The following is a 14,577-nucleotide window of genomic DNA, read 5'->3' as shown; positions in this document are numbered from 1 at the left end:
GAAGTGGGAGTAACATGGAGGGAACGTTGATGGACGAGGTGCCGTTTACTGAAAAGGACCTGCTTGCAGGGCACCTTGGCGAGATGGTGGACAACTGTGTGCGCGCCCACGGGGGCAAGTCTGCTTTCAGTTGTGTGCTGCCCACAGGCCACTCCCACACCATGACCTACACGGAACTCGGGGAATACTCTGACGCCGTCGCCGCCTACCTGCGCGAAGACCTGGGATTGAAGCCCGGCGACGTGGTAGCGATCCAGTCTCCCAATACGCTGGCCTATCCGGTGTTGGCTTTCGGCATCATGAAGGCGGGGCTGATTATCACCAATGTGAATCCGCTCTATACGCCGGACGAGACCAACCACCAGCTGAAAGACAGTGGTGCCAAGGTCTGGTTTGTGATTGATGTTTTCGGTGACCGGGTGCAGGAGTCCATCAAGGACACGGACGTCAGCCGCATTTACCCCATTTCGCTGGTTGATTTCTTCCCCGGTATGAAACGCCACCTGCTTGGGTTTGCGCTGAAGTATATCAAAAAGGCCGTGCCTGATTTTGGCGCGGAAAAGGCCGGTTCGATCCACGGCGTGATCCGCAAGGGGCGCAAGCATCTGGCGGCCGGGGTCAACATTGAGGCTTACCGCGAAGGCGCGACACTCGATGATGTGGCGATCTTCCAATATACCGGCGGCACAACAGGCCGCAGCAAGGGCGCGGAGCTGACTCACCGCAATGTCGTGGGCAACATTTCGCAGGCCAACCACCGCGAGGGAGCCTTCTCGGCGCAGCCTGATGACGCGCTGATGCTGATCCTGCCGCTGTATCACGTTTATGCACTGGCTGTTGGCGCCATCAATAGCATGCATCTGGGCATCCATGTGGTGCTGGTGCCGGTTCCCAGGCCGCTTTCAAATCTGAAGCCGGTGTTCGAGAATTTCGATATTACCATCATGCCGGGCGTGAACACGCTGTATCTGGGCCTGATGCAGGAAAAATGGTTTACATCCAATCCACCAACATCGCTCAGGCTTTGCATGTCTGGTGCGGCGCCCCTGCAGCCTGCAACAGCTGACGCCTGGGAGGACATCACCGGTGCGCCTATTTATGAAGGTTACGGCCTGACGGAAGGGACCTGCATTGTCGCGTCCATGCCGCTGGATCAGCCGCCCAGGCGGGGGACTTGCGGTCGCCCGATCCCGGGCACTGAAGTGCGGATCGTGGGCGAGGACGGTAAGGATCGTCCGCGCGGCGAACCGGGTGAGCTTTGGTTGAAGGGCCCACAAATCATGAAGGGTTACCTGAATAATGCCGAGGCCACCGATGAAGCCATCAATGATGGCTGGCTCAGGACCGGCGACGTGGCGATCTTTGACGAAGAAGGCTACCTTTCCATCGTGGACCGTATGAAAGACATGGTGATCGTATCGGGCTTCAACGTATTCCCAACTGACATTGAAGACGTGCTGACACGGTTCGACCGGGTCGCGGAAGCCGCAGTTGTCGGGGCACCGGACGGTGAGACCGGTGAAAAAGTCGTGGCCTATATTGTCAAGGCAGATCAAGACCTTACAGATGACGAAGTGATCCGTCACTGCAGAGAACACTTGACCGGATACAAGGTTCCGAAGACTGTATGCTTTGTGAACGAGCTTCCCAAGTCACCTGTTGGCAAGGTGCTGCGCCGCGAACTGCGGGATTTGGCAGCATCGCTTTAGGGGAAGCCTCAACAAGGGGCTGATTATGGATCTGGGTCTTAAAGGCAAACGCGTCATCATCACAGGTGCCACGCGCGGTATCGGTCTGGCCATTGCCCAGACCTTCCTGGCGGAGGGCGCCAAGGTGGCTTTCTGTGCCCGAAATAAAGATGAAGTGGCTGCCCGGCTGAAAGACTGGACCGACGCCGGTCATGACGTCTGGGGTAGTGCCGTGGACGTCCGGCAGCCTGAGGCCTATCTGGCGTGGCTTGAAGAAGCCGCGAAAGCGATGGGCGGTGTTGATATTTTCGTGCCCAATGTATCTGGAGGCGCCGGGCAGGGGGAAGAAGGCTGGCGTACGGCTTTTGAGGTGGACATGTTGGCCACTGTTCGGGGCTGCGAAAGCCTGTTGCCGCAACTGGTACAGGGCAGTGACGGGGCAATTGTCATTATTGCCAGTATCGCAGGCGTTGAAGCCATGGGCGCCCCTGCGCCATACAACACCGCCAAGGCCGCCCTTATATCCTATTCTAGCCAGCTTGGTGACCTGGCGGCCCAGCACGGGGTCAGGGTGAATGCTGTGTCTCCCGGCCCGGTTCATGTTGACGATGGTTTCTGGGGGCAGGTGAAGGCCGCCCAGCAGGAAGCCTATGACGGTGTCGTGGCCAGGCACCCTTTTGGGCGGCTTGGCACAACACAGGAAGTCGCAAACTGTGTGGCGTTTCTGGCCAGCCCGGCGGCTTCCTGGGTAACCCGTACAAACCTGGTGGTTGACGGTGGATTTACCCGTCGAATCCAGTTCTAAATACCCGATCTGGTTACATATATTGCGATTTTGGCTTCGACGCATTAGTCTGGCAAAAACAACCACCGCTTTTATGGCTCAACGCATATGACCCGAATGGTCAAAGTCATCCCCTGGATAGCAGCGATATCCGCAGTTGTGGCTGCGGGGCCTATTTACCTGTTCGCCACCGAAACGGTTCCGCCGGTTTGGCCGCTGGTGGCGACCGCCGTGATTGGCGGCATCGTCGGGTTTGCGCTACGCCAATATATCGAGGCCAATATGATTGAGCCTGAGGGAGACTTCCTCAAGCACCTGCAAAGCTGGGTGGCGGGCGATAAAATACAGTATGCCGAGGCATCGGAAGAGCTGATCAACCGGCCGGACCTGCAGCAAGCCCTGGATACGGTACGCACGACGGCGGAAAAAGCCCGGGCCCGATTGATCGAGTTTTCCGAAGTGGAATATAACCTGCAGCAAGTGGTGCAGGATAAGCGCCGCAACGAGGCGGTGCTGAAGGAACAGCGCGAGGCCTTCGCCAAGCTCGCGAATGAACTTTCGAAAGCGCGTGATGCCGCCGAGGCGGCCAACGTTGCCAAATCCGAGTTCCTGGCCACTATGAGCCATGAAATCCGGACGCCGCTTAACGGTGTTATTGGCATGATCGATCTGTTGATGGACACGCAGCTGGATGAAAACCAGATCTATTTCGCCCAGACGCTGCAGCAATCCGCCCAGACACTGCTGACTGTCATCAACGATATTCTGGATATTTCGAAACTCGAAGCCGGGAAAGTGGAACTGGATTTCCACGCTGCCAAAATCGAGAAAGTGATTTCCGACACCATCCATTTCCTGGAGCCCAAGGCCAAGGAAAAGGGCCTGGACGTTACCTGGGAATGCGGGGAAGACGTGCCAGAAGTGGTTATCACGGACCCCACGCGCCTGAGGCAGATCCTGTTCAACCTGGTGGGTAATGCCCTCAAGTTTACGGAAGTCGGTGGTGTGACCATCCATGCGTCACGCGATTATGGCTCTGGCAGTGACCTGGGAATCAAGATTGTGGTCACCGATACAGGCATTGGTATCAGCAATGAAGCACAGCGGCGCTTGTTCCAGAAGTTCACCCAGGCCGATGCGTCCACAACGCGGCGTTTTGGTGGTACCGGGCTTGGGCTTGCCATCTGTCGGCAATTGACGGTGCTTCTGGGCGGCGAGATTGGTGTCGAAAGCGAAGAGGGCGAAGGCAGCAGCTTCTGGTTCACCTTTCAGTGCCGTGAGGGCAGTGAAGAGGATCTGGTTGATGACTTTGGCTATGACTCGTCCGATATGGCGGTGCTGGAAGCCTCTGCCAGCCGCAAACTGCGTATCCTGGTGGCCGATGACAATCTGATCAACCAGCGCATTATCGACAATATGCTGGGCAAGCTTGGCCATGAGCTGGTGGCAGTGGAAAACGGCGCGCAGGCCTGTGGGCTGGCGGAAGAACAGGATTTCGATCTGATCCTTATGGATATTCAGATGCCGGTTCTTGGCGGCATTGATGCCACAAAATGGATTCGCGCCATGGACGGTGACAAGGCCAGGGTGCCGATTGTGGGGTGCACGGCGGACGCGTTCCCTGAACAGATCGAACGGTTTCGGCAGGCCGGCATGGAGGATGTGGTGACCAAACCCATCAACCGCAAACGGCTATTGATGGTGATCAACCAGGTGCTGGGCGAAGAAATCCACGCCATCGTCAAGGAAGGCGTTGCCACAGACATTCCTGCAGCCTTGCCTGAAGCGCCGCCCAAGGCGACGAAAAACGGCGCGCCTGAAGGCAAAAAGGCGCCAGTCCGCAAGGGCAGCATCAATGAGCCTGCCAGCGCGCCAGACAAAAGCGGCGTAGACGCCCTTGATGGTCTTCTGGATGAACTCGGGGGTTAGCCCCTAATCCTTATAAATTGCGACGCCGGCTTCCGTTTTGCTGCTGACGGTGCCGCGGAACATGCCCAATGTGTTGAAGGTCATGGACATATTCCCGTCCTTGTCCACTGCAATAATGCCGCCGTCACCGCCCATTTTCACAAGCTGGTCCATCACCATACGGTCGGCGGCCTGCTGCAGGCTGAGATCTGCATATTCCATGAGTGCGCAGATGTTGCGGGCAACAGTCGCACGGATGAAATATTCGCCGTGGCCGGTCGCTGATACAGCACAGCTTTCGTTGTTTGCGTATGTGCCCGCACCGATGATCGGGCTGTCGCCCACCCGGCCGTGCATCTTGTAGGTCATGCCGCCTGTTGACGTACCGGCTGCCAGGTTGCCGTCTCTGTCCAGTGCGACAGCCCCTACGGTGCCGAACTTATAGTCGCCATTCAGGCCATCGTCTGCGCTGCTTGTCGCATCGGCTCCTTCAGCAGGCTTGCCGTCATGATCCAGCATGGGGCCGGCCTTTTTGGCTTTGGCGTCTTCATATTGGCTCCAGCGGTGATCGGTGTGGAAATAGGTGTCGTCCGCTGTTTCTATGCCTTGCGTCGCGGCAAAGGCTTCGGCGCCGTGCGCCTGCATCATCACATGGGGCGATTTTTCCATCACTGCCCGCGCCAGCAGGATGGGGTTCCTGATGTTCCGGACACCAGATACCGCACCGGCATCCAGCGTGCGGCCGTCCATGATCGAACTGTCCATCTCGTTCTTGCCTTCGGCGGTAAACACGGCCCCCCGACCAGCGTTGAAATGGGGTGAATTCTCCATAACCTGGATGGCGGCTGTTACGGCGTCCAACGCTTCACCACCATCCTTGAGAACGGCTTCCCCGGCTGTCAGGGCTGCCATCAGGTCGGCGCGGATTTCGGCCTCCAGTTCCGGCGTCAGCTTGTCTGGCGTGATCGTCCCGGCACCGCCATGGATCACAAGTGCATACTCAGGCTTTTCCGGTGTTTCACTCATGCATGCCCCCAGTGTCACAATCGCCACTGCTGCGACGACTTTTTTATACCACATGTTTCGCTCCCATTTGACAGACGCTGGATTGTTTCGCATGAAGGAAACAACATCAAGTCTTTGCTGCTGAACGAAAGTTATAAGGCGGCAATCGGCGTAAATCGGGAAGGGGACGATCCATGGGAGTATGGTTTAAAACTGGGGTGCTGGCATCAGCGATAATGCTGACAAGTGTGACGGCTTCGGGCATGGAGCGACGCGAAAGCGCCGAAGAAAAGTTTCAGCTGCTGATGCAGGATGAGCGCGCCTTCTATTACCAGGAAAACCCAGGGACTGGCCCGCGCGGCAAGCCGCGTCCTGTTGCAGACCGTTTTCGCTCCCTTGCGCTTGAGGATCAAATGCGCCGGGCAGAAAAGAACCGGGAGTTCCTTGCGCGCCTGGACGACATAAAGCGCAAGCGGCTGGATGAAGAAGGCCAACTGAACTATGACATGTTCCGCTACATGATCGACAGCCGCCTCTTGAATTCCAAGCACCGTACATGGCGCCAGCCGCTCTTTAGCGACAGCGGCTTCCACACTTATCCAACGCGTGCCTGGCAATCCATCAACTTCCGGACAGTGGCGGACTATCAGGCCTATATCCGCTGGATGAGGGACCTGCCGCGTTACCTGGCAGAAAACACGGCTCACATGCGCACGGGCCTGCAGGAAGGCTTCACCATGCCCAAGGTGGTACTCAAGGGCCTGATGCCAAGCTTTGACGTGCTGGCCAAAGGCGCACCGGAGGACAGTTCCTTCTATGGGGCCTTTGTCAATATGGCGGCAAGCCTGACGGATGAGCAGAAAGAAGCGTTGCGGGCAGAGGCGCGGGCGGTCATCAAGGACGATGTCCTGCCAGCCTATGCCACACTCGCCAGCTTTATGCATGACGTTTATTACCCTGCTGCACGGGAAAGCCTGGGCATCAGCGAAGTGCCGGGTGGGGCGGCCTACTATGAGGACATGGTGCGCTACTATACCACCATTGATATTTCCCCCGATGAAGTGCACCAGATTGGCCTGAGCGAGGTTGCGCGTATCCGGGCAGCCATGGAAGCCATTATCGAAGAAGTTGGCTTTGAAGGCAGTTTTGCGGAATTCCTGACCTTCCTGCGCACCGACCCGCAGTTTTATGCCAAGACAGAAAAAGAACTGCTGATGGTCGCCAGCTATCTGGCCAAAAAGGCTGACGGCAAGCTACCAGCACTGTTTGGCAAGCTGCCGCGCCAGCCGTACGGGGTGGAACCAGTGCCCGCCGTTCTGGCACCAAATTACACCACCGGCCGCTATTCGGGTGCGCCCTTGGATGCGCCGCGGGGTGGGGAATATTGGGTGAATACCTATGCGCTCGACAAACGGCCGCTTTATACGCTGCCTGCGCTGACGCTCCATGAAGCGGTGCCGGGGCACCACCTGCAGATCGCGCTGTCGCAAGAGCTTGAAAACGTCCCTGAATTCCGCCTGGGCCAATATCCGCATGCGTTCGGCGAGGGCTGGGGCCTCTATTCCGAACGGCTCGGCGAAGAAATGGGCCTGTATGAGACGCCCTATGAGCGCTTTGGCCGCCTGACCTACGAGATGTGGCGCGCCTGCCGCCTGGTGATCGACACCGGCATCCATTCAAAAGGCTGGACGCGGGAAGCGGCCATCCAGCTGCTTACGGAAAATTCAGCTTTGTCCGAGCATAATATCCGCACGGAAGTAGACCGCTATATCGCCTGGCCGGGCCAGGCGCTGGCCTACAAGATGGGAGAGTTGAAGATCGTGGAACTGCGCGAGAAGGCAACCAAGGCGTTGGGCGACAAGTTCGATGTGCGGGCATTCCATGATAAAGTCCTGTCTGCGGGGGGTATCCCGCTTTATATTCTGGAAAGCCGGATCGATGAATGGATTGAGGCACAACTGAACGAGGAAGAATGACCCAAGAGCCAGCGCCCGATAGCCTGGAAACCCTGATCGGCCTGTCCGTTCCGGCAAAGGTATATATCGGTCGTGACCTTGCTGGAAACAGCTGGCCCTTGGCGGACCGGTTCCTGGCGATGTGGCAGGACCTTCGAGGTAACAAGGTGGCCCCGCCGCGGACCACCTTGTCGCCTATGAATATCAGTGAATATCTGCCGTTTCTGACAATCTTTGATGTCAGCTATGATCCGTTCAGAATGAAGTGTCGCCTGATGGGGTCCGCCTTTGTGGGTGCCATCGGGTATGACGCGACCGGTCACTATGTCGACGATTACCCGAATACCGAACCGCTGATCCGCCGCGCCCGCTGGATTGTCTCCAAGGTGCAGCCCATGCTGATTATCGGCCTGCCACTGGCCTGGTCGCCTGAGAAGGACTATAAAACCTATGACACGCTGTGCCTGCCGTTTCTTGACGATGGGGATACGGTGGACACGATCCTCTACCTGAACCAATTTCACGTGTCAGAGAAATAAATTCCAGCCATCACGAATTATTGGGTTGATTTTTTTCTTGAAATTGTCAAAACGCTAGCCAATTAAGAAAGAGTTTCTTTTGGAGAGTTCATCATGACGGCCCAGACTGGCGCGCTTGCCGCAATTGGCAACACCCCGCTTATCAAACTGAAATATGCGTCAGAACTGACAGGCTGCACCATTTTGGGCAAGGCGGAATATGCCAATCCCGGTGGGTCGTTGAAGGACCGCCCAGCGCTGAATATCATTGAAGATGCCGAAAAGAAGGGCCTTCTTGAGCCTGGCGGGCTGATTGTGGAAGGCACTGCCGGCAACACGGGTATCGGCCTGACGGTGGTGGCGAACGCCAAGGGTTACCGTACCCTGATCGTGATGCCCAACACCCAAAGCCAGGAAAAGATTGATACGCTGCGCATTATGGGCGCGGGGCTCGAACTTGTGCCTGCCGCCCCATATTCCAACCCGGGAAACTTTAACCATGTGGCCAAGCGCCGGGCTGAAGAGCTTGCCGCAACGGAACAGCATGGTGTGATTTGGGCCAACCAGTTTGACAATGTGGCGAACCGCGAGGCGCACATCAAAACCACTGCGCGCGAGATCTGGGACCAGACGAACGGCAAGGTTGACGCCTTTATCACCGCAGTTGGTTCCGGTGGCTCGCTTGTGGGCACCGGCATGGGACTCAAGGAATTCAACAAGGACATCGTTCTTGGCCTGGCTGACCCGATGGGCGCCGCCATCTATAACTATGTCAAGCATGGCGAGTTGAAGGCCGAAGGCAGCTCCATCACCGAAGGTATCGGGCAGGGCCGGATTACGGCGAACCTTGAAGGCGCGCCGATTGATGAGGCTTTCCAGATTCCGGACGAGGAAGCACTGCCGATCGCATTCGACCTGCTGAAACGCGAGGGGCTGTGTGTGGGCTCCTCCACCGGGATCAATGTAGCAGGGGCCATTCGTCTGGCGAAACAGATGGGGCCCGGGCACACGATTGTGACGTTGCTGTGTGACAGTGGGCTTCGTTATCAGTCCAAACTGTTCAACCCTGAATTTCTGAAGTCAAAGAACCTGCCGGTGCCGGATTGGCTCTAGGCCGGGCCGCTAGCCTTCCTGGGCGGGCAGGGGCAGTCTTGTCCGTCTCAGCACATTCCTGAGCGCGAAACTTGAATGCACGCGCGCCACGCCGGGCAGGCGGGTGAGAATATTGTGGATGCGCTCATAATCCGGCGCATCCTTCACCGCCACGCGGATCATATAGTCCACGTCGCCGCTCATCAGATAACATTCCATCACCTCCATCACGCCGCGCACGGCTTCCTCGAACCGGCGGAGCTTTTCCTCCTGCTGGTCTTCAAGCGAGATGCGCACAAACACCGTGCCTGGTAGGCCGACGGCGCTGGCGTTCAGGTGGGCGGCGTAATGCATGATCACGCCCTTGTCGTCGAGGTTCTTAACGCGCCTGAGGCATGCGGATTCCGATAGGCCAACCTTGTCAGCCAGCTCAACATTCGACAGGCGGCCATCCTTCTGCAGGGCATCCAGGATGGCACGATCAATCTTATCAAGTTTAATCATTCGCAGATTCCTGCGTATATATTTTAAATAGCACAATAATCATGCAAAATGATCAATCAAAACGCATGTCTTTGCAAGGACATTCTAACGGCTTTGGAGTAAATTCCCTGCCAGAGAAGTGAGGGGACTGGAACGACCGATCATAAGGCCGTCAGGCGATCCCTTGCCGCACAAGCAAAACCAGTTTTTAGGAGGGCAGAATGCTTGTAGGTGTTCCTAAGGAAATTAAGAACCGTGAGTATCGTGTTGGTCTGACGCCTGCGTCTGTACGTGAGCTGATTGCACACGGCCACGAGGTTATCGTTCAGAATAATGCCGGTTTCGAGATCGGCTTCACCAACGACATGTATGAAGCTGTTGGCGCCAAAATCATCGATACAGCTGCTGAAGTGTTTGCGAAAGCCGACATGATCGTGAAAGTGAAAGAGCCCCAGGCAGTTGAATGCGAAATGCTGCGTGAAGGCCAGATCCTCTATACTTACCTCCACCTGGCTCCGGACCCCCAGCAGACCCAAGGTCTGATCAAATCCGGTGCGATTGCGATCGCATACGAAACCGTAACCGACGACTTTGGCGGCCTCCCCCTTCTTGCGCCAATGTCTGAGGTTGCGGGCCGTATGTCGATCCAGGCCGGTGCTCATGCTCTTGAGATGAGCCAAGGTGGTCGTGGTATGCTGCTGGGCGGCGTGCCAGGCGTTGCGCCTGCCAAAGTTACCGTGATCGGTGGTGGCGTCGTGGGCACGAACGCTGCGCGTATGGCTGTTGGCATGGGCGCGGACGTGACGATCCTTGACCGTTCGATCCGCCGCCTGCAGCAGCTGGACGACATCTTCAAGGGCACAGTGAAGACTGTGTTCTCCACGCAGGATGCCGTTGAAGAGCATTGCCTGGCGTCTGACCTGGTGGTTGGCGCGGTTCTGATCCCGGGTGCGGCGGCACCAAAGCTGGTGACCCGCGAGATGATCGGCAAGATGATGCGCGGCAGTGTGCTTGTTGATGTGGCCATCGACCAGGGCGGTTGCTTCGAGACGTCCAAGGCGACGACTCACGAGAACCCAACCTACATTGTTGATGAAGTGGTGCATTACTGCGTTGCCAACATGCCGGGTGGTGTTGCCCGCACCTCCACGCTGGCGCTCAACAACGCGACGCTCCGTCATGCTGTTGCCATCGCCAACAAGGGCTGGAAACAAGCGCTGGCGGACGACAAGCACCTGCTGGCGGGCCTGAATGTGTGCGAAGGCAAGATCACGTATGAAGCCGTTGCACGCGACCAGAACCTTGATTACACGCCAGCGCTGGAAGCTATTGGCGCGTAACGTCAACTGGTATATATGGCGGGTATGAACAAGAAACCCGTCATCCAGGTTTTCGCCCTCGGCGGAACCATTGCGATGACCCCCGGCGCAAGCGCGGGGGTCATTCCGTCTCTGACCGCGCGCGACCTTATCTCGGCCGTGCCGGGCCTTGAGGATTTGGCCGACCTGCACGCTGAAACGCTGGTGCAGAAGGGCAGCGCCAATCTCACCATGCCGCTGATCGCCGATATCATGGACCGTGCCAGCGCCTGTGACGCAGATGCTGTCGTTGTTACCCAGGGCACTGATTCGATGGAAGAAACGGCGTTTCTGGCCAGCCTCATGAACCAAAGTGATAAGCCGGTTGTCTTTACCGGCGCCATGCGCACGCCCAATCAGCCGGGGGCCGATGGACCGGCGAACCTTTATGATTCTGTACTGGCGGCAACCGACAGCCGGTTGCGCGGCGTTGCGCTTATGATGAACGGCGAGCTTCACGATCCCTGGCGTGTCGCCAAGGAGCACACGTCGAGCCTGCAGGCTTTCCAGTCAGAGCAAGGACCGATGGCTACGGTTGCGGAAGGGCAGTTGCATTGGCGCAAGGATTGCCCAGTGCGCGACGTAAGTCTTTCTGGGGTCAAAGAATTTGCGCCTGTGGCCCTTGTGAGTGCCGTGATAGATGACGACGGCCGAATGCTCGATATGGTGGCCGAGGCTGGCTATCAAGGTGTGGTGATAGAAGCCTTTGGGGCGGGGCACCTGTCTGAGATCTGGGCCGACAAAGCTGAAGCGCTCGCAAAGGTCATGCCCGTTGTTTTATCAACTCGCGCGCGTGGCGGTAAGATATTCGAAAGGTCTTATGGCTATCGTGGGGCCGAAATTGATCTGCTGTCCAGGGGACTTGTCCCTGCTGGATGGTTGCGGGCAAGAAAGGCTCGCTTGCTTCTTTCTGGCCTGTTGGGGCAGGGGGTAACAAATTGGAAACAAGCCTTTACCCGGGTGGTGAAAAGTGATTGAGTGTGAGGCCATAGTGATAGTTAATATCAGACAGCTTGAGGGGTCGAGTGTTGCCTGATCAGTCTTTGTTTCCAATTGTCTCAGGTTTGGGGCATGCCTTCTTCTGGTGCTATGACGAGCATCTGAGTGACCGTCTGCGCGCCATTCTCATCAAGGCTGGGTTTATTGAAGTGCCAACGGGCGAGCCGCTTGTTGTCTGCTTCCTTGCGGACGATATGGAATCGGTTTTACCGGTTCTTGAGCAGGCCTTCGCCTCCAAGGAGCGCCGCCTGATCCGGGCGCTGCTGTCAGGAAACGCCAAGCCGACACTTCAGGAATTTGGCAGTATTCATACCGTTGAGGAACTCGGTCTGCGCCTGTCTGCCCAGTGGCTGGGTGATTTGCTGGTCGACCGCCGCTACAAATCCTTGCTGCAGCCGATTGTGTGTGTTGAGGACCATAAGAATATCATGGGTTATGAATTCCTGATCCGCGGCCTGCACACAGATGGCATGGAAATCCCGGCGCCGGTTCTGTTTGAAACCGCCGAATCCGCCGGGATGCTTTATGCCCTTGATATGGCCGCCGGTGAGTGCGCGACCCGGACCGCAAAGGGTTTCGGCCTCAAGGAAAGCGTATTTGTGAACGTTCTGCCCTTCACCATCGACACCGAAGACGGTATGGAAGCCTGGCTGTCGAACGTGCTGGGTGAAAGCGGGCTGGCCGAAGACCAGCTTGTGTTCGAGATTGTCGAAAGTCAGCAGCTGTCTGACCTGGAAACCGTGCGCAGCCTGGTGCGCCGCCTGAAGGACCGGGGCATTCGCATTGCCCTTGATGACTTTGGCACCGGCTTCAATAACCTTTCGGGTATCACGGAAATCCAGCCTGATTTCATCAAGCTTGATAAGTCGCTGACCCACGACCTGAATGATGATGGCCGCAAGTGGACGCTGGTGGCCAATATTGTTGATTCCGCCAAGCAATCAGACATCAAAGTGATCGCAGAAGGCGTTGAAGACAATAAAACCGCCCGCATGCTTGAAAGTGCGGGCGTGGACTATCTGCAGGGCTATCTGTTCGGGATGCCGGATGCAGAGCCCGTAAAGGCTGATTAAGCCTGTAGCTGGATCGTCTCCAGTTTATCAAGAAGGCTCGTGAGGGCCTCTTTTTCCACAGCACTCAGTTTCGCGAGAATTTTGCCCTCATAGCCCAGCGCAATCGGAATCACTTCGTTATAGATGGTGCGGCCATCGGCCGAGAGAGCGAGAACGGACCGGCGCTTGTCCTCCGGCGAGAAGTGGCGCTCCAGCCGGCCGCTGTCCAGAAGTTTGTTCACGGCGCGGGATACAGCCACTTTATCCATGGCCGTGCGCTCGGCCACCTGGGCTGCCGAGAGGTCGCTTTCTTCCCCCAAAACCGCCATAACCCGCCATTCAGGCAGGCTCAGCTGGAATTTTTCTTCATAGCCGTCGGCAATCGCGCGGCTGATCCGGTTCGATAGTACCGACAACCGGTAGGGCAGGAAATCCGCAAGGCAGATCGCGTCCTCTGAATTTTTTTTCATCGTTCCCTCACACATGCTCTTGCAATTAGTTTCGTATGAAACTAATATGGGTTCAAGAGAAATTAACACGGCGTCCAAAATTTCGAAAATTCCGGGAGCAGATTTTTGTACGCCTTTCCATTTTGTATATAGGACATATAGGAGAGTTGGAAGATGGCCGATCTCTTTGAGAACCCAATGGGCCTTTGCGGCTTTGAATTTGTTGAGTTTACGGCACCTGAAAAAGGCATTCTGGAGCCGGTATTCGAAAGCATGGGCTTTACCCACGTGGCCAATCACCGCTCCAAGGACGTGACACTGTGGCGTCAGGGCGACATCAATTTCATCGCGAACTATCAGCCGAACTGCCCGGCGGCATACTATGCCGAAGAGCATGGCCCCAGCGCCTGCGGCATGGCTTTCCGTGTGAAAGACGCCCACTTTGCCTATGAAGAGTGCCTCAAGAAGGGCGCGCAGCCCATTGAAATGCCAACGGGGCCGATGGAACTGCGCCTGCCTGCCATCAAAGGCATCGGCGGTGCCGCGCTCTATCTGATTGACCGCTTCGGCGACGGCAACAGCATCTATGACATTGATTTCGAGTGGATCGAAGGCGTGGACCGTCACCCTGAAGGCTGTGGTTTCCACACGCTTGATCACCTGACACACAATGTCTATCGCGGTCGCATGGCATATTGGGCTGATTTCTACGAAAAGTTCTTCAACTTCAAGGAAATCCGCTATTTCGACATCAAAGGCGAATATACCGGCCTGACGTCGAAAGCCATGACCGCACCTGACGGCAAGATCCGTATTCCGCTCAATGAAGAAGCGGCTGGCGGCAATGGCCAGATTGAAGAATTCCTGATGGCCTATAACGGCGAAGGCATCCAGCATATCGCTTTCTCATGCGACAACCTGCTGGAGTGCTGGGACCGCCTGAAAGCCAAAGGCGTGCCGTTCATGACCGCGCCTCCGGAAACCTACTATGAAATGCTGGAAGAGCGTCTGCCAGGCCACGGCGAGCCCGTGGACGAGCTGAAATCCCGCGGTATCCTGCTGGACGGCACGACCGAAGGCGGCGAACCTCGCCTGCTGCTTCAGATTTTCTCTGAAACGCGCCTGGGCCCTGTGTTCTTCGAATTCATCCAGCGTAAGGAAGATGACGGCTTCGGTGAAGGCAACTTCAAGGCGCTGTTTGAATCCATGGAACGCGACCAGATTCGCCGTGGTGCGCTGAAGGTCGACGAAAACGCAGCCTAACCAAATGGCAGTCGGGCAGGGGC

The 14,577-nt window shown here is 56.8% G+C and carries 13 protein-coding genes; 10 read left to right on the top strand and 3 right to left on the bottom strand.

Annotated features, from left to right (window positions below):
- Nucleotides 1-14 precede the first annotated feature (14 nt).
- The 3 genes from KORLAC_RS11730 to KORLAC_RS11720 all read left to right on the top strand — a co-directional run bounded on the left by KORLAC_RS11730 (nucleotide 15) and on the right by KORLAC_RS11720 (nucleotide 4,401).
- Nucleotides 15-1,709 (top strand): AMP-binding protein, encoded by a 1,695-nt coding sequence (locus KORLAC_RS11730; protein WP_074519461.1) that lies wholly within the window; start codon nucleotides 15-17, stop codon nucleotides 1,707-1,709.
- 25 nt (nucleotides 1,710-1,734) lie between these two features.
- On the top strand, nucleotides 1,735-2,493 hold the full coding sequence (locus KORLAC_RS11725; RefSeq protein ID WP_068306760.1) for an SDR family NAD(P)-dependent oxidoreductase: 759 nt from the start codon (nucleotides 1,735-1,737) through the stop codon (nucleotides 2,491-2,493).
- 96 nt (nucleotides 2,494-2,589) lie between these two features.
- Complete coding sequence (locus KORLAC_RS11720; RefSeq protein ID WP_175445656.1) at nucleotides 2,590-4,401, top strand: ATP-binding protein; 1,812 nt, start codon at nucleotides 2,590-2,592, stop codon at nucleotides 4,399-4,401.
- 3 nt (nucleotides 4,402-4,404) lie between these two features.
- On the opposite strand, the gene KORLAC_RS11715 is transcribed toward KORLAC_RS11720, so the two are convergent.
- Entirely contained in the window at nucleotides 4,405-5,460 is a 1,056-nt protein-coding gene (locus KORLAC_RS11715; protein ID WP_074519462.1) for an isoaspartyl peptidase/L-asparaginase family protein, read from the bottom strand.
- A gap of 119 nt (nucleotides 5,461-5,579) precedes the next feature.
- On the opposite strand from KORLAC_RS11715, the gene KORLAC_RS11710 reads away from it, so the two are divergent.
- The 3 genes from KORLAC_RS11710 (at nucleotide 5,580) to KORLAC_RS11700 (ending at nucleotide 8,971) form a co-directional block, all read left to right on the top strand.
- Nucleotides 5,580-7,361 carry a DUF885 domain-containing protein gene (locus tag KORLAC_RS11710; protein ID WP_074519463.1) on the top strand — a complete coding sequence of 594 codons (1,782 nt, stop codon included), beginning with the start codon at nucleotides 5,580-5,582 and terminating at the stop codon, nucleotides 7,359-7,361.
- Nucleotides 7,358-7,879 carry a PAS domain-containing protein gene (locus tag KORLAC_RS11705; protein WP_068306756.1) on the top strand — a complete coding sequence of 174 codons (522 nt, stop codon included), beginning with the start codon at nucleotides 7,358-7,360 and terminating at the stop codon, nucleotides 7,877-7,879. The genes KORLAC_RS11710 and KORLAC_RS11705 overlap by 4 nt, the downstream gene beginning before the upstream one ends.
- Before the next feature lie 93 nt (nucleotides 7,880-7,972).
- Entirely contained in the window at nucleotides 7,973-8,971 is a 999-nt protein-coding gene (locus KORLAC_RS11700; RefSeq protein ID WP_068306754.1) for a cysteine synthase A, read from the top strand.
- A gap of 9 nt (nucleotides 8,972-8,980) precedes the next feature.
- Here KORLAC_RS11700 and KORLAC_RS11695 read toward each other — a convergent pair whose 3' ends face one another.
- Entirely contained in the window at nucleotides 8,981-9,454 is a 474-nt protein-coding gene (locus tag KORLAC_RS11695) for an Lrp/AsnC family transcriptional regulator (RefSeq protein WP_068306753.1), read from the bottom strand.
- A gap of 200 nt (nucleotides 9,455-9,654) precedes the next feature.
- On the opposite strand from KORLAC_RS11695, the gene ald reads away from it, so the two are divergent.
- The 3 genes from ald to KORLAC_RS11680 are packed head-to-tail and all read left to right on the top strand — an operon-like array spanning nucleotide 9,655 to nucleotide 12,863.
- Complete coding sequence (gene ald / locus KORLAC_RS11690; RefSeq protein ID WP_068306751.1) at nucleotides 9,655-10,773, top strand: alanine dehydrogenase; 1,119 nt, start codon at nucleotides 9,655-9,657, stop codon at nucleotides 10,771-10,773.
- 24 nt (nucleotides 10,774-10,797) lie between these two features.
- Entirely contained in the window at nucleotides 10,798-11,769 is a 972-nt protein-coding gene (locus tag KORLAC_RS11685; protein ID WP_074519484.1) for an asparaginase, read from the top strand.
- A 50-nt stretch (nucleotides 11,770-11,819) separates the two neighbouring features.
- Nucleotides 11,820-12,863, top strand: a complete 1,044-nt coding sequence (locus tag KORLAC_RS11680; protein WP_139167639.1) for an EAL domain-containing protein — start codon at nucleotides 11,820-11,822, stop codon at nucleotides 12,861-12,863.
- On the opposite strand, the gene KORLAC_RS11675 is transcribed toward KORLAC_RS11680, so the two are convergent.
- Nucleotides 12,860-13,312 (bottom strand): MarR family winged helix-turn-helix transcriptional regulator, encoded by a 453-nt coding sequence (locus KORLAC_RS11675; RefSeq protein ID WP_082714640.1) that lies wholly within the window; start codon nucleotides 13,310-13,312, stop codon nucleotides 12,860-12,862. The two genes, KORLAC_RS11680 and KORLAC_RS11675, sit on opposite strands and share 4 nt — an antisense overlap.
- Before the next feature lie 153 nt (nucleotides 13,313-13,465).
- Here KORLAC_RS11675 and hppD point away from each other — a divergent pair, with 153 nt between their 5' ends.
- Nucleotides 13,466-14,554 (top strand): 4-hydroxyphenylpyruvate dioxygenase, encoded by a 1,089-nt coding sequence (gene hppD, locus KORLAC_RS11670; protein WP_068306741.1) that lies wholly within the window; start codon nucleotides 13,466-13,468, stop codon nucleotides 14,552-14,554.
- Nucleotides 14,555-14,577: the final 23 nt, after the last annotated feature.

This window comes from Kordiimonas lacus (assembly GCF_001550055.1).
GTDB lineage: Bacteria > Pseudomonadota > Alphaproteobacteria > Sphingomonadales > Kordiimonadaceae > Kordiimonas > Kordiimonas lacus.
This window is presented reverse-complemented; position numbering and strand designations above follow the sequence as displayed.

Coding starts and splice junctions, on each gene's coding strand:
- KORLAC_RS11730 (WP_074519461.1), top strand. CDS start 15: ATGGAGGGAACGTTGATGGACGAGGTGCCGTTTACTGAAAAGGACCTG.
- KORLAC_RS11725 (WP_068306760.1), top strand. CDS start 1,735: ATGGATCTGGGTCTTAAAGGCAAACGCGTCATCATCACAGGTGCCACG.
- KORLAC_RS11720 (WP_175445656.1), top strand. CDS start 2,590: ATGGTCAAAGTCATCCCCTGGATAGCAGCGATATCCGCAGTTGTGGCT.
- KORLAC_RS11715 (WP_074519462.1), bottom strand. CDS start 5,460: ATGTGGTATAAAAAAGTCGTCGCAGCAGTGGCGATTGTGACACTGGGG.
- KORLAC_RS11710 (WP_074519463.1), top strand. CDS start 5,580: ATGGGAGTATGGTTTAAAACTGGGGTGCTGGCATCAGCGATAATGCTG.
- KORLAC_RS11705 (WP_068306756.1), top strand. CDS start 7,358: ATGACCCAAGAGCCAGCGCCCGATAGCCTGGAAACCCTGATCGGCCTG.
- KORLAC_RS11700 (WP_068306754.1), top strand. CDS start 7,973: ATGACGGCCCAGACTGGCGCGCTTGCCGCAATTGGCAACACCCCGCTT.
- KORLAC_RS11695 (WP_068306753.1), bottom strand. CDS start 9,454: ATGATTAAACTTGATAAGATTGATCGTGCCATCCTGGATGCCCTGCAG.
- ald (WP_068306751.1), top strand. CDS start 9,655: ATGCTTGTAGGTGTTCCTAAGGAAATTAAGAACCGTGAGTATCGTGTT.
- KORLAC_RS11685 (WP_074519484.1), top strand. CDS start 10,798: ATGAACAAGAAACCCGTCATCCAGGTTTTCGCCCTCGGCGGAACCATT.
- KORLAC_RS11675 (WP_082714640.1), bottom strand. CDS start 13,312: ATGAAAAAAAATTCAGAGGACGCGATCTGCCTTGCGGATTTCCTGCCC.
- hppD (WP_068306741.1), top strand. CDS start 13,466: ATGGCCGATCTCTTTGAGAACCCAATGGGCCTTTGCGGCTTTGAATTT.